Annotated in this window: 18 protein-coding genes; 4 read left to right on the forward strand and 14 right to left on the reverse strand. The window is 69.4% G+C overall.

What is annotated here, in order from left to right; genetic code table 11:
• Positions 1–38: 38 nt before the first annotated feature.
• Complete coding sequence (locus tag GQ57_RS31170) at positions 39–863, reverse strand: glycosyltransferase (protein ID WP_034199863.1); 825 nt, start codon at positions 861–863, stop codon at positions 39–41.
• Complete coding sequence (locus tag GQ57_RS31175; RefSeq protein ID WP_031402749.1) at positions 860–2,116, reverse strand: lipopolysaccharide biosynthesis protein; 1,257 nt, start codon at positions 2,114–2,116, stop codon at positions 860–862. The genes GQ57_RS31170 and GQ57_RS31175 overlap by 4 nt, the downstream gene beginning before the upstream one ends.
• Positions 2,117–2,384: 268 nt before the next feature.
• On the opposite strand from GQ57_RS31175, the gene GQ57_RS31180 reads away from it, so the two are divergent.
• From GQ57_RS31180 to waaA, 4 genes are all read left to right on the forward strand, one after another.
• Positions 2,385–3,779: a phosphomannomutase/phosphoglucomutase gene (locus GQ57_RS31180; RefSeq protein WP_031402748.1), complete on the forward strand. Its 1,395-nt coding sequence runs from the start codon at positions 2,385–2,387 to the stop codon at positions 3,777–3,779.
• Positions 3,780–4,025: 246 nt separating this feature from the next.
• Positions 4,026–5,021: a lipopolysaccharide heptosyltransferase I gene (gene waaC / locus GQ57_RS31185; protein ID WP_031402747.1), complete on the forward strand. Its 996-nt coding sequence runs from the start codon at positions 4,026–4,028 to the stop codon at positions 5,019–5,021.
• Between the two features lie 25 nt (positions 5,022–5,046).
• Complete coding sequence (locus GQ57_RS31190) at positions 5,047–5,931, forward strand: Kdo hydroxylase family protein (protein WP_031402746.1); 885 nt, start codon at positions 5,047–5,049, stop codon at positions 5,929–5,931.
• Between the two features lie 37 nt (positions 5,932–5,968).
• Positions 5,969–7,324 carry a lipid IV(A) 3-deoxy-D-manno-octulosonic acid transferase gene (gene waaA, locus GQ57_RS31195; protein WP_031402745.1) on the forward strand — a complete coding sequence of 452 codons (1,356 nt, stop codon included), beginning with the start codon at positions 5,969–5,971 and terminating at the stop codon, positions 7,322–7,324.
• A 61-nt stretch (positions 7,325–7,385) separates the two neighbouring features.
• On the opposite strand, the gene ureG is transcribed toward waaA, so the two are convergent.
• The 12 genes from ureG to urtA form a co-directional block, all read right to left on the reverse strand.
• Positions 7,386–8,033: an urease accessory protein UreG gene (gene ureG, locus GQ57_RS31200; RefSeq protein WP_031402744.1), complete on the reverse strand. Its 648-nt coding sequence runs from the start codon at positions 8,031–8,033 to the stop codon at positions 7,386–7,388.
• Between the two features lie 17 nt (positions 8,034–8,050).
• A complete protein-coding gene (locus tag GQ57_RS31205) occupies positions 8,051–8,731 on the reverse strand; it encodes an urease accessory protein UreF (RefSeq protein WP_031402743.1) in 681 nt (226 codons plus the stop codon).
• On the reverse strand, positions 8,718–9,317 hold the full coding sequence (gene ureE, locus GQ57_RS31210) for an urease accessory protein UreE (protein WP_034199864.1): 600 nt from the start codon (positions 9,315–9,317) through the stop codon (positions 8,718–8,720). Before ureE ends, GQ57_RS31205 begins: the two co-directional genes overlap by 14 nt.
• Positions 9,318–9,334: 17 nt before the next feature.
• On the reverse strand, positions 9,335–11,041 hold the full coding sequence (gene ureC / locus GQ57_RS31215; RefSeq protein ID WP_034199865.1) for an urease subunit alpha: 1,707 nt from the start codon (positions 11,039–11,041) through the stop codon (positions 9,335–9,337).
• Between the two features lie 39 nt (positions 11,042–11,080).
• Positions 11,081–11,386: an urease subunit beta gene (locus GQ57_RS31220; protein ID WP_034199866.1), complete on the reverse strand. Its 306-nt coding sequence runs from the start codon at positions 11,384–11,386 to the stop codon at positions 11,081–11,083.
• Between the two features lie 7 nt (positions 11,387–11,393).
• A complete protein-coding gene (locus GQ57_RS31225; RefSeq protein ID WP_006491064.1) occupies positions 11,394–11,696 on the reverse strand; it encodes an urease subunit gamma in 303 nt (100 codons plus the stop codon).
• Between the two features lie 234 nt (positions 11,697–11,930).
• Positions 11,931–12,806: an urease accessory protein UreD gene (locus GQ57_RS31230; RefSeq protein WP_034199867.1), complete on the reverse strand. Its 876-nt coding sequence runs from the start codon at positions 12,804–12,806 to the stop codon at positions 11,931–11,933.
• Between the two features lie 156 nt (positions 12,807–12,962).
• Positions 12,963–13,655, reverse strand: coding sequence for an urea ABC transporter ATP-binding subunit UrtE (gene urtE, locus GQ57_RS31235; protein WP_031403707.1), 693 nt, complete (start codon positions 13,653–13,655; stop codon positions 12,963–12,965).
• 4 nt (positions 13,656–13,659) lie between these two features.
• Positions 13,660–14,517 (reverse strand): urea ABC transporter ATP-binding protein UrtD, encoded by an 858-nt coding sequence (urtD, locus tag GQ57_RS31240; RefSeq protein WP_031403708.1) that lies wholly within the window; start codon positions 14,515–14,517, stop codon positions 13,660–13,662.
• Positions 14,514–15,698 (reverse strand): urea ABC transporter permease subunit UrtC, encoded by a 1,185-nt coding sequence (gene urtC, locus GQ57_RS31245; RefSeq protein WP_031403709.1) that lies wholly within the window; start codon positions 15,696–15,698, stop codon positions 14,514–14,516. The genes urtD and urtC overlap by 4 nt, the downstream gene beginning before the upstream one ends.
• Position 15,699: 1 nt before the next feature.
• Complete coding sequence (urtB, locus tag GQ57_RS31250; RefSeq protein ID WP_034199868.1) at positions 15,700–17,319, reverse strand: urea ABC transporter permease subunit UrtB; 1,620 nt, start codon at positions 17,317–17,319, stop codon at positions 15,700–15,702.
• A 113-nt stretch (positions 17,320–17,432) separates the two neighbouring features.
• Positions 17,433–18,740: an urea ABC transporter substrate-binding protein gene (gene urtA, locus GQ57_RS31255; RefSeq protein ID WP_034199869.1), complete on the reverse strand. Its 1,308-nt coding sequence runs from the start codon at positions 18,738–18,740 to the stop codon at positions 17,433–17,435.
• Between the last annotated feature and the right edge of the window lie 146 nt (positions 18,741–18,886).

Below are 18,886 nucleotides of genomic sequence, written 5' to 3' on the forward strand. Positions count from 1 at the left end.
AAAAGAAAAAATAAAGCGTCGTAATTGCCGGGCAGGCGTCAGGCGGACGGCCGCGCGGAGAACAGCGTCCGCTTGATCCGCTGCAGCGTGCGATACGGCGTCACGAAATGCAGCAGGTTCTTGGCGAGGCCGGCCCAGTCGTACGGGTTCAACGCGTTGAAGTGGCTCAGCAGCAGCGTCAGGGTGGATATCAGCTGGCGCCGCCGCTTGGTTGCGCTGATCCCGCCCTCGTTGAGCTCGTAATACAGGCCGAGCTCGGGCAGGTTCGCGCAATCGTAGCGTTGCATGAGCCGCAAGAAAAGATCGAGATCCTCGGCTGCGCGGTATTTCTCACGATAGTTGCCGACTTCGCGCACGGCGTCGATGCGCAACATGACCGACGGGTGCACGAGCGGCGAGCGCAGGAAGCGCGTGCGGCGCAGCGTGCGCGGATCGGCGGGCGGCATCAGCATGAAGCGCGGCTCGCCGGCGCGCGATACGACCTGCGTCCACATGCCGACGCAGGCCACGCGCGGGTGGGCGTCGAGATACTCGCGCTGCTTCGCGAGGCGCCGCGGCGCGGCGAGATCGCCCGCGTCGATGCGCGCCGCGTAGCGGAAGCCGCGCGCCGCGAGCGCGTCAATGCCGGCCGCGAGCGCGCGCTCGATGCCGCCGTTCTGCGGCATGCGCAGCACCTCGATCGAGAGGCCCGGCAGGTCGGGCGCGACGATCGGCGGCGTGCTGCCGTCGTCGACGATCAGCACGTGCACGGGCGCGTCCTCGCGCAGCGACGCGAGCGTCCGGACGACGTCGTCGTGCCCGTTGTAGGCCGGCATCAGTACGGCCACGTCGTCGAGCGCGGGCGGGCAATCAGGGGACGTCATGGTCGCAGCTTGAAGCGGATGTAGTAAAAATTCACGGCGGCGGCGGCCAGGTAGCCGGCCGCCAGCCCGACGAGCGCGCCGTACAGGCCGAGCCTCGGGATCGCGAACAGGTTGACGAGCGCGGCGATCGCGAGCGCCAGCAGCCATTTCGACAGCAAGACGAATTTTGCTTGATATTTGAGCACGATAAGATTGCCTATCGCCTCGATGCCGGCCGGGACGGACAGCCAGACGGCCCAGCGGAAGATGTCGACCGATGCCTCGTAGCCGCGGCCGAAGACCTTGCCGACGATCAGCGGGGCGGCGGCGTCGAGCACGAGCGCGCCGGCGGTCATCAGGCAGGCCGTCATCGCGATCAGCCGGACGATGTTGCGGCGCAGCCGCGCGACGTCCTGCACGCGGTAGACGAAGGCGGGCGCGATCGTCTGCGCGAGCATCAGCGCGAGCGTGATCCAGTTCTCGTTGAGCTGCTGCGCGGCCGAGTAGCGGCCGAGATCGGCGAACGACACGTGACGCTCGAGCATCAGGCGGTCGAGCTTCAGGAACAGGTACATGCAGATGAGGCCGAGCCAGAACACGGTGCCGGCCGTTGCAAAGTGCCGGAACAGCGGCCTGTCGAAGGTCCAGCCGAGCGTACCGCCGTGGCGCTGCCGGTAATACAGCAGCAGCGCGAAGCCGATCGCGGCGGCTTCCAGCGCCCACAGCCACGCGAAGCTCGCGGGGCCGGCGGCCGCGCGGACCAGCAGCCAGACCAGCAGCGCCTTCGCCAGCGCGGTGACCATGCTGGTGACGAGCTGCGGCTTGCTGTAGGTCATGCTCTGCAGCCACGCGTTGACCACGCCGACGAACGGCTCGCGGAACACCATCGTGACCGCCAGGCCCGCGAGCATCGCGCCGACCAGCGGATCGAAGGCGCCCGCGGCGATCGCGATCCAGGTCGCGACGAGCGCGGCGGCCGAGACGGCGATGCGCAGCGCGAACGCGCTGCCGAGCACCGCGCCGAGCTGGGCGGGCGGCCGCTGGACGATGGTCGGAACGAGGATTTCCGCGCCGCACACCCAGGTGAGGGGCGCCAGCACCAGGAGGAGCGTATTCGCATACTGCCACTTGCCGAACACGTCGGGCCCGAAATAACGGGCCAGAAGACCGCTGATCGCGATCGCGACGCCGATCTGCGTGAGCCGTTCGAGCCCCAGCCAGACGAGGTTCGCGACCGCCTTCGCGACATCGGGGTTGCCGAAGCGCTTCAGCATGCGCGGCGGCGGCGGCGCGCGCGCGAGGCGGCCGGCAGGACGCCCGGAGGCTGCGGATTGGCGGCGGCGGGACGGCTAGGCATTAAAATGGGCGGGATGCGCGTCATCGAAACCCGCGATTATATAAGTGGGATCGGGTCTGCGTCCGCCATTGCGCAGCGGCAGCGTCGCTCCGTGCCCGGCCACCATGTATCATGCGCGGCACCGGCGAGCGGCGGCCCGGCAAGCCAGACAATTTTCCATGCACGCAACTGAGAGAAGAGAATCGATGATCTCCCAATCCATCTTCAAGGCATATGACATTCGTGGCGTGGTCGGCAAGACACTCGACGTCGATACGGCGCGCGGGATCGGCCAGGCATTCGGCAGCGAAGTGCGTGCGCAGGGCGGCGATGCGGTCGTCGTCGCGCGCGACGGTCGCCTGTCCGGGCCGGAACTCGTCGGCGCGCTTGCCGACGGCCTGCGTGCGGCGGGCGTCGACGTCGTCGACGTCGGCATGGTGCCCACGCCGGTCGGCTATTTCGCGGCGAACGTCCCGCTGGCGCTGAAGGCCGGCGAGCGCCGCGTCGATTCGTGCATCGTCGTCACGGGCAGCCACAACCCGCCCGACTACAACGGCTTCAAGATGGTGCTGCGCGGCGCGGCGATCTACGGCGAGCAGATCCAGGCGCTGTACCGCCGCATCGTCGACGGGCGCTTCGAGACGGGCAGCGGCTCGTACGAGCAGATCGACGTGGCCGATCAGTACATCGCGCGCATCGTCGGCGACATCAAGCCGGCTCGTCCGATGAAGCTCGTCGTCGACGCCGGCAACGGCGTCGCCGGCCCGCTCGCGACGCGCCTGTTCAAGGCGCTCGGCTGCGAACTGGTCGAGCGCTTCACCGACATCGACGGCACGTTCCCGAACCATCACCCCGATCCCGCACACCCGGAAAACCTGCAGGACGTGATCCAGGCGCTGAAGGACACCGACGCCGAGATCGGCTTCGCGTTCGACGGCGACGGCGACCGCCTCGGCGTCGTCACGAAGGACGGCAAGATCATCTATCCGGACCGCCAGCTGATGCTGTTCGCGGAAGAAGTGCTGTCGCGCAACCCGGGCGCGCAGATCATCTACGACGTGAAGTGCACGCGCAATCTTGCGCAATGGGTGAAGTCGAAGGGCGGCGAGCCGCTGATGTGGAAGACGGGCCACTCGCTCGTGAAGGCGAAGCTGCGCGAGACCGGTGCGCCGCTCGCCGGCGAAATGAGCGGCCACGTGTTCTTCAAGGATCGCTGGTACGGCTTCGACGACGGCCTCTATACGGGCGCGCGCCTGCTCGAGATCCTCGCGAAGACGGCCGATCCGAGCGCGCTGCTCAACGGCCTGCCGGACGCGATGAGCACGCCCGAGCTGCAGCTCTGGCTCGACGAAGGCGAGAACTTCCGCCTGATCGAGAAGCTGCAGAAGGAGGCCAAGTTCGACGGCGCCGATGAAGTCGTGACGATCGACGGGCTGCGCGTCGAATACGCGGACGGCTTTGGCCTCGCGCGTTCGTCGAACACGACGCCGGTCGTCGTGATGCGTTTCGAAGCCGAGACGCAGGAAGGGCTCGAGCGCATCCAGGCGGACTTCCGCCGCGTGCTGACGGCGGCCAAGCCGGACGTCAAGCTGCCGTTCTGAGCATCGGCGGCCTGCGGGCCGCCACCGGCGCGACGTCGAAGCGTCGCGCCACCCCCGGGAAGCGGCGCGCGCGAAAGCGTGCGGCCGCTTTTTCGTCTTCGGCGCACGTGCCCCCGACCGGACGATGCCTGCCCGTGGCGGGCCGCCGAAAGCCCGTTGTGAGCGGGAACAGGCCCCTGGTGCGCCGGGCGCGATAAAATCGCTCCTTTATGCCTGTCGCCGGCTGCCAGCCGGCGTTTTTTCAGCGTGCAAAAGATCCTGATCGTGCGCGTGTCGTCGCTGGGCGACGTCGTGCACAACATGCCGGTGATCGCCGATATCCGGCGCCGCCACCCCGATGCGCAGATCGACTGGCTCGTCGAGGAAAGCTTCGTCGACCTCGTGCGGCTCGTCGACGGCGTGCGCGACGTGCTGCCGTTCTCGCTGCGCCGCTGGCGCAAGAAGCCGTTCTCGGGCGCCACGTGGCGCGAAATCCGTGCATTCCGCCGGCGTCTCGCGGCCGAGCAGTACGACCTCGTGATCGACTGCCAGGGCCTCATCAAGACGGCCTGGGTCGCGAGCTGGGCGCGCGGCCCGCTCGTCGGGCTCGGCAACCGCACCGACGGCGCCGGCTACGAATGGCCGGTGCGTTTCTTCTACCGCAAGCGCGTGCCGATCGCGCCGCGCACGCACGTCGTCGAGCGGTCGCGGCAACTCGTCGCGGCGGCGCTGGGCGATCCGGCGCCGACGCCGGCCGACCCGGTCGATTTCGGCCTCGACACGCGCGCGGCGGCGAGCGCGGTGGCCGCGCTCGGCCTGAACCTGCCGGTGCCGTACGTGGTGTTCGTCCACGCGACGTCGCGCGCCGACAAGCAGTGGCCGGACGCCGCATGGATCGAACTCGGCCAGGCGCTGGTGCGGCGCGGCGCGTCGCTCGTGCTGCCGTGGGGCAACGACGCGGAGCGCGCGACCAGCGAGCGGCTCGCCCAGGCGTTCGGCGAGGCGGCGATCGTGCCGCCGAAGCTGTCGCTGCCGGCCGTGGTCGGGCTGGTCGAAGGCGCGGCCGCCACCGTCGGGGTTGATACAGGTCTGGTTCACATCGCGGCCGCGCTGAAGCGTCCGACGGTCGAACTGTACAATTTCGCGACGGCCTGGCGGACCGGCGGCTACTGGTCGCCGAACGTCGTCAATCTCGGCACCGCGGGGCAACCTCCGTCGATCGCGCAGGTGAAGTCGGCACTCGCGGGCTTCGGCCTCCTGTAACGCCTGTCAATGACGCGAACCGATCATGAGTGAATCCCAGATCATCGAAGTCTCGTCCGCCGACTGGAGCGGACACAACCTGTCTGCGCCGCGCGAGCAGCTGCTGGCCGCCGTCGAGGAGGGCAAGGTGCTGTATTTCCCGCACCTGCGCTTCGCGATCGAAGGCGGCGAGGAAGCGCTGCTCGATCCGGCGCTGGCCGATCCGAAACGCAAGAACATCAGTCTCGCGCCGAACGGCGGCGCGCTGGCCGGCGTGCTCGGCGACAGCGTCACGCAGTCGGCCGTGCGCGCGCTGGTCGCGCGCTTCCAGCAACAGGCCGGCACGCTCGTCGACGGCCTCTTTCCCGAATACCACGGCAAGCTGCGCGTCGCGCCGACCAGCCTGCGGCTGATGCAGGTCGAGACGCGCCAGACGTCGTGGCGCAAGGACGACAGCCGGCTGCACGTCGACGCGTTCCCGTCGCGGCCGAATTACGGCGAGCGCATCCTGCGCGTGTTCACGAACGTGAACCCGGCCGGCGTGCCGCGCGTGTGGCGCGTCGGCGAGCCGTTCGAGGACGTCGCGAAGCGCTTCCTGCCGCGCATCAGGCCGCAACTGCCGGGCGCCGCATGGCTGCTGAACCTGCTGCACGTGACGAAGTCGCCGCGCAGCGCGTACGACCACCTGATGCTGAACCTGCACGATGGCATGAAGGCGGATCTCGACTACCAGAAGACGAGCCCGCAGGAGACGATGCCGTTTCCGCCGGGCTGCGTGTGGATATGTTTCTCGGATCAGACTTCGCACGCTGTGATGTCGGGGCAGTTCATGCTCGAGCAGACGTTCTTCCTGCCGGTCGATGCGATGGTGCGCCGCGAATGCGCGCCGCTCGGCATTCTCGAGCGCCTGCAGGGCAGGGCGCTGGTTTGAGCGCGCACCTTCCCCGCTGCAACACGAGGGGCGCTGCATGCTGAGGGCGATCTATCGCGCGCTGTGGTGGCTCGTCGCGCCCGTCGCCGTCATCCGGCTCTATGTGCGCTCGCGCAAGGAGCGCGGCTATCGCGAACACATCGGCGAACGCTTCGGCCGCGTGGCGGGCCGCTCGCGGGACGACCGGGCGCCGCTGATCTGGGTGCACGCGGTATCGGTCGGCGAAACGCGCGCGGCGCAGCCGCTGATCGACGCGCTGATGCACGCGCGTCCCGATGCGCGGATCCTGCTCACGCACATGACGCCGAGCGGCCGTGCGACCGGCGAACAGATCTTCGGCGATCGCGTGCTGCGCTGCTACCTGCCGTACGACATGCCGGGCGCGGTGCGGCGCTTCCTGCGCGCCTGGCGGCCGACGCTCGGCCTCGTGATGGAAACCGAGGTGTGGCCGACGCTGATCGACGAGTGCCGCCGCGCGGACGTGCCGCTGGTGCTGACCAATGCGCGGATGTCCGCCCGTTCGTTCCGGCGCGCGGCGAAGTTCGGCGCGGCGGCGCACGACGTGTTCGGCGGCTTCTCGCGCGTGCTCGCGCAGAGCCCGGCCGACGCGGAGCGGCTGACGTCGCTCGGCGCGCGCAACGTGGCCGTGCTCGGCAACCTGAAATTCGACATGACGACGCCGCCTGAACTCGCGGCGCGCGGCCATGCGTGGCGCGACGCGATCGGCGCGCGGCCCGTGTGGGTCGCCGCGAGCACGCGCGAGAACGAGGAGGCGCTGGTGCTGCAGGCGTTCGCGGCGATGCGCACGCCGGGCGCGCTGCTGGTGCTCGTGCCGCGTCATCCGCAGCGTTTCGCCGAGGTCGAGGCGCTCGTCGAGCGCGGCGGGCTCAAGTGCGTGCGGCGCTCCGCATGGGCGGCCGGCACGGCCGCGCCCGCGGCGGGCCGGCCGGCGGCCGCGCCGCTGCCGGACGACGTCACGGTGCTGCTCGGCGATTCGATGGGTGAACTCGGCGCGTATTACGCGGCGGCCGACGTCGCGTTCATCGGCGGCAGCCTGCTGCCGCTCGGCGGCCAGAACCTGATCGAAGCGTGCGCGGTCGGTGTGCCGGTGCTGATCGGGCCGCACGTTTTCAACTTCACGCAGGCGACCGTCGACGCGGTCGCGGCCGGCGCGGCGCTGCAGGTGGCGGATCCGCTCGATCTCGCGCACGTGCTTGACGCGCTGTTCGCCGACAAGGCGCGGCGCACTGCGATGGGCGCGGCCGGCTCGGCCTTCGCGTCGCGCCATCGCGGCGCGACCGCGCGCACGGTCGACGTGCTCACGGCGCTGCTGCCGCCCGCCGAGCGCGACGCGCGCACGCCGCGGGACGCGCAGGACACGTCCGACGACTAGACGGCGGGAGGCGGCGCGATGCCGCCCGGGCAGGCGTGGCGGCGGCATGCCGCCGCGTCGCTCAGACCGTCAGCAAGCCCTTCTTCTCGATGAACGCGACCACGTCCGCGACGCCGTCGAGCGCTTTCAGGTTCGTCATCACGTAAGGCCGCTCGCCGCGCATCTTCTTCGTATCGGCAGCCATCACGTCGAGGTTCGCGCCGACCAGCGGCGCGAGATCGGTCTTGTTGATCACGAGCAGGTCCGACTTCGTGATGCCGGGGCCGCCCTTGCGCGGAATCTTCTCGCCGCCGGCGACGTCGATCACGTAGATCGTGAGATCCGACAACTCGGGGCTGAAGGTCGCCGCGAGATTGTCGCCGCCGGATTCGATGAACACGATGTCGGCGTCGGGGAAGCGCGACAGCATCCGGTCGACGGCCTCGAGATTGATCGACGCATCCTCGCGGATCGCCGTGTGCGGGCAGCCGCCCGTCTCGACGCCCATGATGCGTTCCTCGGGGAGCGCGCCCGCGACCGTCAGCAGCCGCTGGTCTTCCTTCGTATAGATGTCGTTGGTGATCGCGACGAGGTCGTAGCGGTCGCGCATCGCCTTGCACAGCATTTCGAGCAGCGTGGTCTTGCCGGAGCCGACGGGGCCGCCGATGCCGACGCGCAGCGGCGGCAGCTTCTTCGTACGGCGGGCGGAGGAGGGAGCGAGTGTGTTCATGGCGGAGTGCGTCGGGTTCAGGAGCGGAACAACCGCGAATACTGGGTTTCGTGCCGGGCCGACAGGATGCCGAGCTGCGGCGCGAACGTGTTGACGGCGTCGGGCGGCGTCGCGAGCGCGCGGCGCACGGCCGCGTCGATCGCGCCGCGCAGCGCGACGATGATGCGTTGCCCGGCGAGCTGGCCGAGCGGCACGGCCTTCAGCGCGGCGGACGTCTGGTTCTCGACCCAGCCGAACGCGTATGCGGCGAGCACGGCGTCGGCGCTCGCCGCGTGTGCGGCGGCCGCATACGCGAATGCGGTGGGCAGCGCGACCGGCGACATCGCCGCGAGCGTCGCGCGGCGCGCGGCATCGCCCCATTCGAGCGACGCGCAGAGCTGCGCGAGCGACCAGCCCATCTGTTCGGTCTCGCGGCGCAGTTCGGCCGATTCGCGGCTCGCGACGAACCACGCGTTCGCCGTGGCCAGCGCCGGCGCGTCGTGCGCGTGCCAGCGCGCGAGCTGGTGCGCGAGGAACGGCAGCTCGCCGTGCGCGAGCACGTCGCTCAGGCCGCTCGCGATCCAGTCGCGCGCGGTATCCGCGTCGTGGATCAGGTTCGCGTCGAGCGCCGCTTCGAGCCCCTGCGAATAGCTGAACGCGCCGATCGGCAGCGCCGGCGACGCGAGGTGCAGCAGCGCGACGAGTTCAGTGGTGGTCATGGCCGTGGCCGTGCGCGCAACCGGGACCATGCTGGTGGTCGTGGTCGTGGTCGTGCGAGTGCGAGTGGCCGTGGTGTTCGCCGAATACCTGTTGCGCAAGCGCGTAATCCTCGGCGAACGTCGCATCGTGCCCGTGCTTGTGGCCGCCGCCGTACGCGCCGGCTTCCGGCTGGAACGGCGCGAGCGTCTCCTCGACCTGCGTGCCGAGCCGGCGCAGCATGTCCGCGAGCACCGGATCGGCTTCGAGCTTCAGGTAACCGGCGCCGATCTCGACCGGGGTGTGACGGTTGCCGAGGTGGTACGCGGCGCGCATCAGCGTGAGCGGATCGGCCGCCTGCACGCGCAGCACGGTCTCGGGCGCCGCGGCCACGCGCACGAGCGCGCCGTCGTCGGCGACGAGCACGTCGCCGTCGCGCAGGATCGTGCCGCGCGGCAGCAGGACCGCGACATCCTCGCCGGTGTCGAGCGTCGCCGCGAGGCGGCTCTTGCAGCGGGCGTCGTAGGCGAGCGTGAGGGTCGGCGCGCGCGCGACGAGCGACGCGGCGAGTTTCACGTTCGGGGCAATGCGTTTGTCGAGGGTGCGCATGAATCGGGGACCGGAAATCAGAACAGGAAATAGCGCTGCGCCATCGGCAGCACCGTGGCCGGCTCGCAGGTGAGCAACTGGCCGTCGGCGATCACGTCGTAGGTCTCGGGATCGACGCTGATCGACGGGCGCCACGCGTTGTGGATCATGTCGGCCTTCGTCACGGTGCGGCAGTTGCGCACGGGCACGATCCGCTTCGCGAGGCCGTAGCGTTCCGCGATGCCCGCGTCGGCGGCCATCTGCGACACGAAGGTCAGCGACGTGCGCGCGAGCGCGCCGCCGCGCGTCGCGAACATCTCGCGGTAGTGGACCGGCTGCGGCGTCGGGATCGATGCGTTCGGGTCGCCCATCTGCGCCATGGCGATCATCCCGCCCTTCAGGATCATCGACGGCTTGATGCCGAAGAACGCCGGCTCCCACAGCACGAGGTCGGCCCACTTGCCGGGTTCGATCGAGCCGACCTCGTGCGCGATGCCGTGCGTGAGCGCCGGGTTGATCGTGTACTTCGCGACGTAGCGCTTCGCGCGGAAGTTGTCGTGGCGCGCGCCGTCTTCCGGCAGCGCGCCGCGCTGCACCTTCATCTTGTGCGCGGTCTGCCAGGTGCGGATGATCACTTCGCCGACACGGCCCATCGCCTGCGAATCGGACGACAGCATCGACAGCGCGCCGAGATCGTGCAGGATATCCTCGGCCGCGATCGTCTCGCGGCGGATCCGCGATTCGGCAAAGGCGAGATCCTCCGCGATCGACGGATCGAGGTGATGGCACACCATCAGCATGTCGAGATGCTCGTCGAGCGTGTTGATCGTGTACGGGCGCGTCGGGTTGGTCGAGGACGGCAGCACGTTCGACTCGCCGCACACCTTCAGGATGTCGGGCGCATGCCCGCCGCCCGCGCCTTCGGTGTGGTACGTGTGGATCGTGCGGCCCTTGAACGCGGCGACCGTCGATTCGACGAAACCGCCTTCGTTCAGCGTGTCGGTGTGGATCGCGACCTGCGTGTCGGTGTCGTCGGCGACCGACAGGCAGTTGTCGATCGCGGCGGGCGTCGTGCCCCAGTCCTCGTGCAGCTTCAGCCCGATCGCGCCGGCCGCGATCTGCTCGACCAGCGGCTCGGGCAGGCTCGCGTTGCCCTTGCCGAGGAAGCCGAGGTTGATCGGCCAGCCGTCGGCGGCCTGCAGCATCCGCTCCATGTGCCACGGGCCCGGCGTGCAGGTCGTCGCGTTGGTGCCGGTGGCCGGCCCCGTGCCGCCGCCGAGCATCGTCGTGACGCCCGATGCGAGCGCCTCGTCGATCTGCTGCGGGCTGATGAAGTGGATGTGCGTGTCGATGCCGCCGGCCGTCACGATCAGCCCTTCGCCGGCGATCACTTCGGTCGCGGCGCCGATCGGAATCGTCACGCCCGGCTGGATGTCGGGGTTGCCGGCCTTGCCGATCGCGGCGATGCGGCCGTGCTTGATCGCGATGTCGGCCTTCACGATGCCCCAGTGATCGAGGATCACCGCGTTCGTGACGATCGTGTCGGGCACCTCGGCGGCCACGCGTTGCGACTGGCCCATCCCGTCGCGGATCACTTTCCCGCCGCCGAATTTCACCTCCTCGCCGTAGGTCGTGAAGTCGCGTTCGATCTCGATCAGCAGTTCGGTGTCGGCCAGCCGGACGCGGTCGCCCGTCGTCGGCCCGAACATTTCCGCGTAAGCGCGGCGGCTCAAGCGCAGTGTCATGTGGTGCTGTTCCTGAAGACTGAAGGGCAGGGCAGGCGCTTAGAGCGGCCCCATCACCTTGCCCTGAAAACCGTAGACGGCGCGCGCGCCCGCGAGTGCGACCAGCTCGACGGTGCGCGTCTGGCCCGGCTCGAAACGCACGGCCGTGCCGGCCGCGATGTTGAGCCGGAAGCCGCGCGCGGTCGCGCGATCGAACGACAGCGCATCGTTGACTTCGAAGAAGTGATAGTGCGAGCCGACCTGCACCGGGCGGTCGCCCGTGTTCGCGACGACGAGCGAGAGCGTCGCGCGGCCCGCGTTCAGTTCGTGTTCGCCGTCGTCGGTGAGGATTTCGCCCGGGATCATCGTGGCCTCACGGAATCGGGTGGTGGACGGTCACGAGCTTCGTGCCGTCGGGGAAGGTCGCCTCGACCTGAATGTCGGGAATCATTTCCGGCACGCCGTCCATCACGTCGTCGCGCGTGAGCAGCGTCGTGCCGTAATGCATCACCTCGGCAACCGTCCTGCCGTCGCGCGCGGCTTCCATCAGCGCGGCGGTGATGAAGGCGACCGCCTCCGGATAGTTGAGCTTCAGGCCGCGCGCGCGCCGCCGTTCGGCCAGCAGCGCCGCCGTGAAGATCAGCAGCTTGTCCTTCTCTCGGGGAGTCAGTTTCATGAAGGCATGCGTTCAGGAAAACGTAATTTTTATCGGTGCGCGCGCAACCGGCGAACGCACCGACGATCGTAGCACCGTGCCGTTTGGCGTGTGTCGTGTTTCGGTTATGTAAGGAGCAAGGCGTATGCCATGTGCATGGAGCACGTGGCCCTGCGCGCCGGTGGTGCGTAGCGCACGGGCGGCGTGCGGTGCACCGCCGGCGTTGCGCCGGGACGGTGCGCGGCGCAACGCCGCTCAGGTTCGCCAGAGGCGCAGCGGCCGCGCGTCGACACCGTGCACGATCGGCCGCAGATGCAGCCAGCAGTCGGTGAAATGGCGTTGCAGCGCTTCCATCGACGTCGACAGCGCGCGCACGAGTACGACGCCGGGCGTCACGCAGGTCGCGCCCGCGCGCAGCGTGGCGTCGAACGGCATCCGTGCGGCAAGCGACTCGGCGAGCGCGGCGTCGCACGCGGCGCCGGCCGCCCACAGCGTGCCGTAGACGGGAAAGCCGGCGAGCCCTTGCCGCGCGTCGCGCAGCGGGTCGTGCGCGTCGAGCAGCGCGCGTTCGGTCCACAGCGGCCGGCCGTCGGCATCGACGAGCGCCGAGGTCGACGCGATGCGGCCCGCCGACCAGGTTTCGCCGGCGGCCTGCCGCCCGAGCTGCGTCGCGTCCCAGCCGATCGCACTCGCGCCCGCGCCGAGCGTCACCCTGAAGTCGAGCGACGCGTGCGCCGCGTCGAAGAACAGGTTGTTCTGCGGCAGCCAGTCGAGCTTCGCGTGCGCGCCGACCGCGATGCCGATACGCTGCGTCGCATCGAGGCCGTTCGACTTGTACCACTTGGTCGCGCCGGGCGTCGTCAGCACCGCGTGCGTGTTGTCGCCGAGCACGACGTCGATGTCGAGCCGGTCGCCGCCCGCGACGCCGCCCGGCGGGTGGACGATCACCGCGTGGCAGATCGCGTCGCCTTCCGGATACAGCGGCCGCTGCACGCGCAGCGGGCCGTCGTGCAGCCGGTGCGCGAGCGTCGTGCGCGCGCCGTGCCGCCGGAAGCCCAGCTCGAGGCGGCCGCGCCACGATTTGGCGACGGCGGGGCGGGACAGCGGGGCATGGGAATCGGGGGCGGACATCGGCGGCGAACGGGGAACGGGTGGAACGGGCGCGAAGAACGTGGATGCTACCGGAACAATAATCCAGATGCCGCGTTCGTCGATAGCGCCGGTTTCGGCCGGGCCGTGTCCGGCCGGCCGCGAACCGGGCGCCGACGCCTGCCGCCGCGCCGCGCGTCACACCGCGATCAGCTCGCGCACGCCGTTCGTTTCCATGTCCCGCGCGTCGCCGCCCGCGACGATTTCGCCGCGGCTCATCACCCAGTAGCGATCCGCGATCGAACGCGCGAAGTCGTAATACTGTTCGACGAGCAGCACGGTCATCTTCGATTCGTCGACGAGCTGGCGCAGCGTGCGGCCGATGTCCTGGATGATCGACGGCTGGATGCCCTCGGTCGGCTCGTCGAGAATCAGCAACTGCGGCTCGCTCATCAGGGCCCGGCCGATCGCGAGCTGCTGCTGCTGGCCGCCCGACAGGTCGCCGCCGCGCCGCGCGCGCATGTCCTTCAGCACCGGAAACAGGTCGTAGATGCGGTCGGGCACTTTCGAGGGCGCCTTGCGGCTCGCCGCGCCGACGAGCAGGTTCTCCTCGACGGTGAGCCGCGGAAAGATGTCGCGGCCTTGCGGCACGTACGCGAGCCCGGCCGCGACGCGCGCATAGGGCGGCATCGCGCCGAGCGCCGTGCCGCGCCACGACACGCTGCCGCTTTTCGCGGCGACGACGCCCATCAGGCAGCGCAGCAGTGTGCTCTTGCCGACGCCGTTGCGGCCGAGCAGCACGGTGAGCTTGCCGTCGTCCGCCGCGAGGCTCACGTTGCGCAGGATATGGCTGCCGCCGTAGTACTGGTTCAGTGCATCGATCTTCAGCATCGCATCATCGTCCAAGGTAAGACTCGATCACCGCATCGTCGCGCTTGACCTGGTCGAGGGTGCCTTGCGCGAGCACCGCGCCCTCGGCCATCACCGTCACGCGGCCCTTGTCGCCCGCGAGCGCCGCGACGAATTCCATGTCGTGCTCGACGACCATCATCGAGCAGGTGCCGCGCAGCGTGTTCAGCAGCTCGGCGAGTTCCATCGTCTCGTGGTCGGTCATCCCGGCGGCCGGCTCGTCGAGCAGCAGCAGCGCGGGGCGCTGCATCAGCAGCATGCCGATCTCGAGCCGCTGCTTCTGCCCGTGCGACAGCTCGCCGGCCGCGCGGAACGCGTGGGCTTCGAGGCCGATCAGCGCGAGCGTTTCCTCGATCTTCGCCTGCGCGGCGCGGTCGAGCCGCGCGCGCAGCGACGCGAGCCAGCCCTTGTCGGTCTGCATCGCGAGCTCGAGGTTCTCCCACACCGGATGCTGCTCGAACACGGTCGGCTTCTGGAACTTGCGGCCGATGCCCGCGCGCGCGATCTCGGGTTCGTTCATCCGCGCGAGATCGAGCGTCTGGCCGAGAAACACCTTGCCCGCGTCGGGGCGCGTCTTGCCGGTGATCACGTCCATCATCGTGGTCTTGCCCGCGCCGTTCGGGCCGATCACGCAGCGCAGCTCGCCCGCGTCGATCGCGAGCGACAGCTTCTTCAGCGCGCGAAAGCCGTCGAAGCTCACCTCGATATCCTCGAGGTAGAGGATCGTGCCGTGCGACGTGTCGATGCCCGGCGGCACGACGCGCCCCATCGACGCGGTGCCGCTGACGGCCAGCAGTTCGTCCTCGGGCGGCGGCGCGAATTGGTAGAGGGGCGTTCCGTTCATGCGCGTTTCCCCTTCGAGAGCACGGTTTCGACGAGGCCCATGATCCCGCGCGGCAGCAGCAGCGGCACGAGCACGAAGATCAGGCCGAGGAAAAACAGCCAGTATTCGGCGAAGTACGCGGTAAACAGGCTCTTTGCGCCGTTCACCGCGAACGCGCCGACGATCGGCCCGATCAGCGTGCCGCGCCCGCCCACCGCGACCCAGATCGCCATCTCGATCGAGTTGCCGGGCGACATCTCGCCGGGGTTGATGATGCCGACCTGCGGCACGTACAGGGCGCCGGCAATGCCGCACAGCACGGCCGACACGGTCCACACGAACAGCTTGTACGCGAGCGGGCTGTAGCCGAGGAACATCAGCCGCGTCTCGCCGTCGCGCACCGCGGTGACGACGCGCCCGAGCTTGCTCGTGACGATCGCGCGCGCGGCGACGAACGCGAGCACGAGCGTCGCGAAGGTCAGCAGCAACAGCACCGTGCGCGTGCCGGGCGACGTGATCCCGAAGCCGGCGATGCGCTTGAAGTCGGTGAAGCCGTTGTTGCCGCCGAAGCCCGTCTCGTTGCGATAGAACAGCAGCATCGCGGCGAACGTCAGCGCCTGCGTGATGATCGACAGGTACACGCCCTTCACGCGCGAGCGGAACGTGAAGAAGCCGAACACCCACGCGAGCACGGCCGGCACCAGCACGACCAGCAGCAGCGCCCACGCGAGATGCTGCGTGCCGCTCCAGTACCACGGCAACTGGTGCCAGTCGAGGAATACCATGAAGTCGGGCAGGTCGCTGCCGTACTTGCCGTCGCGGCCGATCTCGCGCATCAGGTACATGCCGATCGCATAACCGCCGAGCGCGAAGAACAGCCCGTGGCCGAGGCTCAGGATCCCGCAGTAGCCCCACACGAGATCGAGCGCGAGCGCGGCGATCGCGTAGCACATCAGCTTGCCCGCGAGCGTCATCGCATAGGCGGACAGGTGCAGCGCGCTCGATTCGGGCACGACGAGCGCGGCGAGCGGCACGCCGATGCCGATCGCGACGCACAGCGCAACGAGCGCGAGCCACGCGCGGCGCGACAGCAGCGCGGGGCGCGGCGGCAGGCCGAGCGCGAAGCCGCCGTCCGCGCGCGGGGCGGCGGGCGCCGGCGCGTCGGCCACCGGGTTCGACAGGGAATCGGTTATCGAAGTCATCTCATGCCTCCGCGCTGCGCCCCTTCGGGGCGAACATGCCCTGCGGGCGTTTCTGGATGAACAGCACGATCATCACGAGCACCGCGATCTTCGCGAGCACGGCGCCCCAGAACGGTTCGATCGCCTTGCTCGCGAGGCCGAGCCCGAAGCCGCCGAGCACGGTGCCGGCGATCTGTCCGACGCCGCCGAGCACGACCGCCATGAACGAATCGATGATGTAGTTCTGGCCGAGGTCGGGGCCCACGTTGCCGATCTGCGACAGCGCGCAGCCGCCGAGGCCCGCGATGCCCGCGCCGAACGCGAACGCGTACGCATCGACGCGCGCGGTCTTCACGCCGACGCAGGCGGCCATCCTGCGGTTCTGCGTGACCGCGCGCACGAACAGGCCGAGCCGCGTCTTCGTCAGCACCGCCCACGCGACGAATACCACCGCGAGCGCGAAGCCGAGGATCACGAGCCGGTTGTACGGCAGGATCAGGTTCTGCATCACGGTCACGCCGCCGCTCATCCACGACGGGTTCACGACCTGCACGTTCTGCGCGCCGAACAGCATCCGGGTTGCCTGGATCAGGATCAGGCTCACGCCGAACGTCGCGAGCAGCGTTTCGAGCGGGCGGCCGTACAGGTGCCGCAGCACGAGCCGTTCGAGCACGATGCCGACGAGCGCGGCCGCCGCGAACGACACGGGCACGGCGACGAGCGGATACCAGTCGAACGCGCCGGGCGCGTAGCGCTGGATCAGCGTCTGCACGACGTAGGTGGCGTATGCGCCGATCATCAGGAATTCGCCGTGCGCCATGTTGATCACGCCGATCAGCCCGTACGTGATCGCGAGGCCGAGCGCGGCGAGCAGCAGCACGCTGCCGAGCGACAGGCCCGCGAACAGGGTGCCCGCGATCTCGCCGCGGCGCTGCAGCGTGTGCAGCGCGTCGAGCCCCCGCTGCGCGGCGTCGCGCACGCGCGCGTCGGGTTCCACATAGCTGCCGTCGGCGTTCTTCGCGACGAGCGGGCGCAACTGCTCGATCATGTCGAGGTCGCGGCGGGCGGCCACCACCTGCACGGCGTCGAGGCGCCTCGCCGGATCGGCGTCGTGCAGCGCGGCGATCGCCCACAGCGCGTCGAGGCGGCGCTTCAGCGCAGGGTCGGTTTCCTTCGCGCGGGCGCGGTCGATCATCGGCTTGAGCGCCGGGTCGGGCGATTTCAGCAGCGCGTCGATCGCGTCGCGGCGCGCGGCGACGTCGGGGGACGCGAGCGCGAGCCCGGACAGCGCGCCCGCGATCTTCGTGCGCAGCAGGTTGTTCAGCATCACCGGCTGCGCGTCGCCGGCCGGCGTCGCGGCCTGCGTGAGCGCGTCGTGCGCGGTGTCGCCGGTCTGGATCAGCAGGCGGCCGTCGCCGGTCGCGAGCGCGTCGCCGCTCGACAGCGCGTTGAGCAGCGCGACGGCGCGCGGATCGGGGTCGGTGGCGAGCCGGTCGATCGCGGCCGTTTTCGCGTCGAAGTCGTCGCCGGCGAGCGCGGCCGTGTCGGCGGCGCCCAGCGCGAAGGCGGCGCGCGGCAGCGCCCCCGCGAGGGCGGCGCACGCGACGATCGCGACGGCGGCTCGGCGTAAGCGTGTAGGCATCGGGAAATCCTGTCGGGCGTAGGGTGGGCGGATTCGTGCGGCGATGCGCCGGCGCGGGCGGTGGAGCACCGCGCGCGCGGCCGGCGCATCGCCGCCTGCAGGCGCGCGTCGCGTCAGGCGAGCGCCGCGCGCTGCCGGCGCAGGAAGGCCGGGATCGACGAGACGACGTCCGGCTTGCCCTGGTTGCCCGCGATGAACGGGCTCCACGGTTGCGCGCGCACCGCGGTCTTGGTCTTCCACACGACGTTGAACTGCCCGTCGCCGCGGATCTCGCCGATCATCACCGGCTTGTGCAGATGGTGGTTGCCGTCCATCGTCAACGTGAAGCCCGACGGCGCGGCGACGGTCTGGCCGATCATCGCGACGCGCACCTTGTCGACGTCGGTGCTCTTGGCCTTCTCGACGGCCTGCTTCCACATGTGGATGCCCACGTAGGTCGCTTCCATCGGGTCGTTGGTCACGCGCTTCGCGCCGCCCGGCAGGTTGTTCGCCTTCACCCACGCGGCGAACTGGTCCTTGAACTTCGTGTTGGTCGGGTTCTTCACCGACATGAAGTAGTTCCACGCGGCGAGGTGGCCGACGAGCGGCTTCGTGTCGATCCCGCGCAGCTCTTCCTCGCCGACCGAGAAGGCGACGACCGGCACGTCGGTCGCCTTGATCCCCTGGTTGCCGAGTTCCTTGTAGAACGGCACGTTCGAGTCGCCGTTGATCGTCGAGATCACGGTCGTCTTGCCGCCTTGCGAGAAGTTCTTGATGTTCGCGACGATGGTCTGGTAATCGCTGTGGCCGAACGGCGTGTAGACCTCCTGAATGTCGGCGTCCTTCACGCCCTTCGATTTCAGGAACGCGCGCAGGATCTTGTTGGTCGTGCGCGGATACACGTAGTCGGTGCCGAGCAGGAAGAAGCGCTTCGCGCCGCCGCCTTCGGCGCTCATCAGGTACTCGACCGCCGGAATCGCCTGCTGGTTGGGCGCTGCGCCCGTGTAGAACACGTTGCGCGACATTTCCTCGCCTTCGTACTGCACCGGGTAGTACAGCAGGCCGTTCAGCTCCTCGAACACCGGCAGCACGGACTTGCGCGACACGGACGTCCAGCAGCCGAACACGCACGCGACCTTGTCCTGCGTGAGCAACTGGCGCGCCTTCTCGGCGAACAGCGGCCAGTTCGACGCGGGATCGACCACGACGGGCTCGAGCTTGCGGCCCATCACGCCGCCGCCCTTGTTGATGTCGGCGATCGTCATCAGCGCGGTGTCCTTCAGCGACGTCTCGGAGATCGCCATCGTGCCGGACAGCGAATGCAGGATGCCGACCTTGATCGGGCCCTTGTCGACCGACTGCGCGAATGCGGCAGGTACCTTCGCTGCGACTCCCGCGATCCCCGCCGCCGACGCGATCTTCAGAAACTCACGCTTGTTCATTGATCGTCCTTAAGGATTGAAAGTTGGATATGGTCTTGGATACAAGACGCAACCAGATCAGCAACTTTCGCGCCAGCGCGACGAAATGCCCGTTGTACGGGGCGGAAGGCGGGAACGGGGCGGACGGGAGGGGGTGAAGCGGGGTG

Origin of the sequence: Burkholderia sp. MSh2 (assembly GCF_000731655.1) — a bacterium.
In the GTDB taxonomy this organism is placed as follows: Bacteria; Pseudomonadota; Gammaproteobacteria; order Burkholderiales; family Burkholderiaceae; genus Burkholderia; species Burkholderia paludis.